Origin of the sequence: Pseudoalteromonas maricaloris, from assembly GCF_024746855.1 — a bacterium.
GTDB lineage: Bacteria > Pseudomonadota > Gammaproteobacteria > Enterobacterales > Alteromonadaceae > Pseudoalteromonas > Pseudoalteromonas maricaloris.
Map to the genome: position 1 here is coordinate 502,743 of NZ_CP024625.1, position 4,670 is coordinate 507,412.

Below are 4,670 nucleotides of genomic sequence, written 5' to 3' on the forward strand. Positions count from 1 at the left end.
AATGGATTGTTGAGTTTTCGCATTAGGTCCAATCTCGTTTTCTTTCGCTTTGACCGCAAATGAATTGCTGTAAGCAATTTGGCTTTTTATATTGGTTAAAAAGAAAACAACAAAAGAGAAAATAATGAATAAGGTAGTTAAATGCACGCTGGTTAGTATGCTTTGTGCATCAGTAAGCTCAGCGGCTCTCGCTTATGACAGGATCACCGGAAAAGCTTTTGCTAGCCGCTCTGAGGTGATTGCAACTCAGGGCATGGCGGCAACTTCTCAACCACTGGCAACCCAAGTCGCAATAGAGGTATTGAAGCAAGGCGGAAGCGCCATAGATGCTGCAATTGCAGCCAATGCCATGCTTGGCTTAGTTGAGCCTACAGGTTGCGGTATTGGTGGCGACTTATTTGCGATTGTGTGGGACGCGAAGCAACAAAAGTTATTTGGTCTCAATGCTTCTGGGCGCTCACCAAAAAGCCTTTCGCTAGCAAAATTACAGCAGCAAGGCGATACAATTCCAAGCTATGGGCCGCTTCCCGTTTCTGTACCCGGTGCGGTCGATGGTTGGTTTGAACTGCACAACAAATTTGGCAAACTGCCAATGAAACAGTTACTTCAGCCCAGTATCGACTACGCTAGAAGCGGCTTTCCAGTTTCTGAGTTGATTGCTTATTATATGCAGCGCTCGGTGTCGGCCCGTGAGCAATATTCCGGATTTAAAGAAGTGTTTATGCCAGAGGGGGAAATGCCTAAAAAAGGAGAGATATTTAAGAATCCGGCACTCGCTAATACCTATGAGTTACTTGCAGAAAAAGGCCGCGATGCCTTTTATAAAGGCGAAATTGCTAAAGAAATTGACCGTTACATGAAAGCCAATGGTGGATACTTAAGTTACCAAGACTTGGCTGAGCACCACAGTGAGTGGGTTGACCCCGTAAGTGCTGATTATCGCGGCTACACGTTATGGGAACTACCTCCTAATGGTCAGGGCATTGCCGCCCAGCAAATTCTCAATATTTTAGAGGGCTATGATATCAAGACAATGGGATTCGACAGCCCAGAGTATATTCACACCTTTGTTGAAGCAAAAAAACTTGCCTTTGCAGATAGGGCAAAATACTACGCCGATCCAGACTTTAATGAGATACCCGTCGCGACGCTTATTTCGCAAGCATATGCTGACAAAAGGCGTGCATTGATTGATCCAAATAAAGCAGCTAAACGCGATCATGCAGGGCCTGTAGAAGGGGATACCATTTATCTTACGACTGCCGATAAAGAAGGGAATATGGTGTCGCTGATCCAAAGTAATTTCCGTGGTATGGGCTCAGGTATGACTCCAGCTAAGCTTGGCTTTGTATTACAAAATAGAGGCGAGCTGTTTGCGTTAGATAAAAATCATTACAACGGTTATGCGCCGGGAAAAAGACCTTTTCACACCATTATTCCTGCCTTTGTCACTAAAGATGGTAAACCATGGATGAGTTATGGCGTGATGGGAGGCGCGACTCAACCACAAATGCATGCGCAGATCCTCATTAACATGATTGATTTTGGTATGAATCTACAAGAAGCGGGCGATGCACCTCGAATTTTGCATAGTGGTTCATCGCAACCAACCGGTGAAATCATGACTGATGGAGGGTATGTTAGTCTCGAGTCTGGTTTTTCCATGGAAACCCGTAGAGAGCTGATAAAAAAGGGTCATAAATTACAAGAAGCAGTTGGTCCCTATGGCGGTTATCAAGCGATTATGCGAGATGGTAAAACTGGAGTGTACTATGGTGCATCCGAAACAAGGAAAGATGGCCAAGCAGCAGGTTACTAAAAGCCTGATTGAGTGGTGAAATCAACACGAATTGTAACAGTTAAAGCGCTTCGCTTTTTGTTATCTTGATGTAATATCATTGTTGTTAAACGGAAATGTAAGGAACAAGAACATGACAAAAATAATAACAAAGCGAAGTGCCTTGTCGACACTCGTTGCGGCGCTTTTAACTACCCAAAGTTGGGTGGTATTTGCTGACACCATTACCAATAATGTTTACTCAGAAAAGGGCTTAGCAGGCACGCTAACCCAAGAAAAAATCGACGAGCAAAACTATAAAGCCAAAATTGAGTTTGGCTGGAACAATCGTCGGATCTTAATTGATGAAACCTTAAAGTTGAATGAAAAAGGACTACCCATCAATTTTAGTCTTAAAGGACGTTCTGCTTTTGGCTCCACAATTGACGAAACGTTTAGCTATAACAGAGGCATTGCGCAGTGGAAAAGTGTCAATGAATCAGGCATTAAGGCTGATGCGACACTCGATTTCTACGTACCGTCTAATAACCACCTTGCACTAGATAACGCGACGATGCGTTATGTTCTAAAAAATAATAAATACGAATTAGATGTTTACCCTCAAGGTAAAATGCTTATCGAAAAAATGAAAACGATGAAATTAGGGGAGCAAACCGTTCATCTATTAGTAACGAGTGGCCTTAGTCTTACTCCTAATTTTGCATGGTATGACGACGATGGTAACTACTTCGCACAAAGTTGGGGGCCAATGTATGTCTTGCGCGACGGCTACACCAAAGCACAGTTCGAAGAACTTGAGGCTATCCAAAAACAAGCCGAACAGCAGCATTTAGAAAACCTCGCAAGCAAGCTGACACATGATGTCCCTGCATTACTTATTGAAAATGTTGCTGTCTTTGATGGTGAGCAGAAAAAACTGCTGAAAAACCATGATGTATTGATTAAAGATGGCAAGATTGTCGAAATCGCTAAACATATTAAAAAGCAAAATGGCGTGGTTAGCCTTGATGGAAAAGGGAAAACCTTGATCCCTGGGCTTTGGGATATGCACGGTCATTTATCAAAAGAGAACGGTATTTTAAATATTGCGAACGGTGTTACCAGCGTTAGGGACATGGGTAACGAGCACGACAATATTATGGAAATTGAAGCGCTCTTTAACACCAATCAGGTGCTGGGCTCTCGAGTGTACCGTGCTGGCTTTATGGATAAATACAGCGAAAACTCAGCGGGCTTAAGTGTGAAGTCATTGGAAGAAGCGCTCGAGACGGTCGATTTCTTTGCTGATAATGGCTATGTTCAAGTAAAGCTATATTCTTCTATCGATCCGAACTGGGTAAAGCCTATTTCTGAGCGTGCGCATAGCCGTGGATTGAGACTTAGCGGTCACGTGCCTGCGTTTATGACGGCAGAGCAAGCCATTGCAAATGGCTACGATGAGATTCAGCACATTAATATGCTGTTCCTTAATTTCCTTGCTGGTGAAGAAGTGGATACCAGAACACAAAAACGGTTTTCACTGATGGGAGAGCAAGCCTCAGGCTTATCACTTGATAGTCCAGAGATGAATGCATTCATCAAGCTACTAAGTGATAAGCGCATCGTTGTAGATCCTACCGTATCTACATTTAGAAGTTTATTGATGGCAGAAGATCAAAAGATCAATCCGGAATTTGCTGCTATTTCAGAGCATATGCCAATTGCATTCGCTCGCGGTTTAAAAGGGGCTGAGATGCATGTTGATGAACAATTTAAACTGAGCTACCAAGAGTCGGGTGAAGCGATGCAAAAAATGCTGAAAAAGCTCTATGATGCTGGTGTTCCAATGGTACCTGGAACGGATAATATTGCAGGCTTTACCTTGATCCGTGAGCTAGCGCTTTACGTTGATGCGGGCATTCCTGCGGCTGATGTGCTGAATATGGCAACGCTAGAAAGTGCCAAATTGATGGGCGTTGCACATCAAACCGGCTCAATTGCCAAGGGTAAAGTGGCAGATCTAGTATTGATCGACGGCGATCCACTTAAGGATATTACGGCACTGCAAAAAGCGACATTGGTGATCAAAGGAGAGCAAGCGTTTAAGCCTGCTGAAATTTACCAAGCGATTGGAGTGAAGCCGTTCACTACCTCGCCTTCGCTAAAGTAATATTAAGTACGTTATAAAAGTAATAGTTTGATGCTGTAAGACCAGTGCAAATAAATATAAAACTTGCACTGGTTTTATTTTCGTTACCTCGATATCAGACTAAATTGTATTTCTGAGTTTTACCAAAAGTGTTTCTAAAACAGAGGTTTGTTCAATAAATAAACAAACCGTTCTGACTTTCCTATTACTATCTAATAAAAAATTCGTAAAAATGGTTCGGTGTAATCTTGTGTAATGGATAAATTTACTTTTTTGTTAATAAAGCGGTTTATTTATCAGTTTCTTGTGCTAGCCTTTTTCAGTACAGATCATGAGTCGTTGATGTGAAGCCACACAAATTGTGTGTGATTTACCAGCTTCAGTATGGTCTTTTTTATAACTCTATTTGAGACTTTGATGTCGTCACCCTCGCGTATAAGGATGGTAAAAAAGTTGCCATATTCAAGCGTTAAAGTGACAGTGAGTGATTACAGCAATGTTGTATGTATGCTGCAAGCAAATAGCAAAAGGTGCTGTTGATTAACTTGGCTCGCGGTTTTAGCGGTTAGTTAACCTTTATAGATATACCCTACAAACGTTCTCCTACTTAAGTGGGTACTGTGTTTGTTGCGGTTAAGTAATTGATTGGTTTTTTACAACGTTACTGATGGTTAACTGTCGCAAGCCAAATTGATACTGCTCGCGCTGTTGCCAAAGGAATCCCAACCAAGTTATGGGGATGGC

General features: G+C 42.3%; 2 protein-coding genes. Both read left to right on the forward strand.

The annotated features are described in order from the left end of the window. The first annotated feature begins 124 nt into the window (after positions 1-124). Entirely contained in the window at positions 125-1,819 is a 1,695-nt protein-coding gene (gene ggt, locus CTT31_RS02105) for a gamma-glutamyltransferase (protein WP_260491863.1), read from the forward strand. Between the two features lie 112 nt (positions 1,820-1,931). Beyond that, positions 1,932-3,947 (forward strand): amidohydrolase family protein, encoded by a 2,016-nt coding sequence (locus tag CTT31_RS02110; RefSeq protein ID WP_130126961.1) that lies wholly within the window; start codon positions 1,932-1,934, stop codon positions 3,945-3,947. The last annotated feature ends 723 nt before the right edge of the window (positions 3,948-4,670 follow it).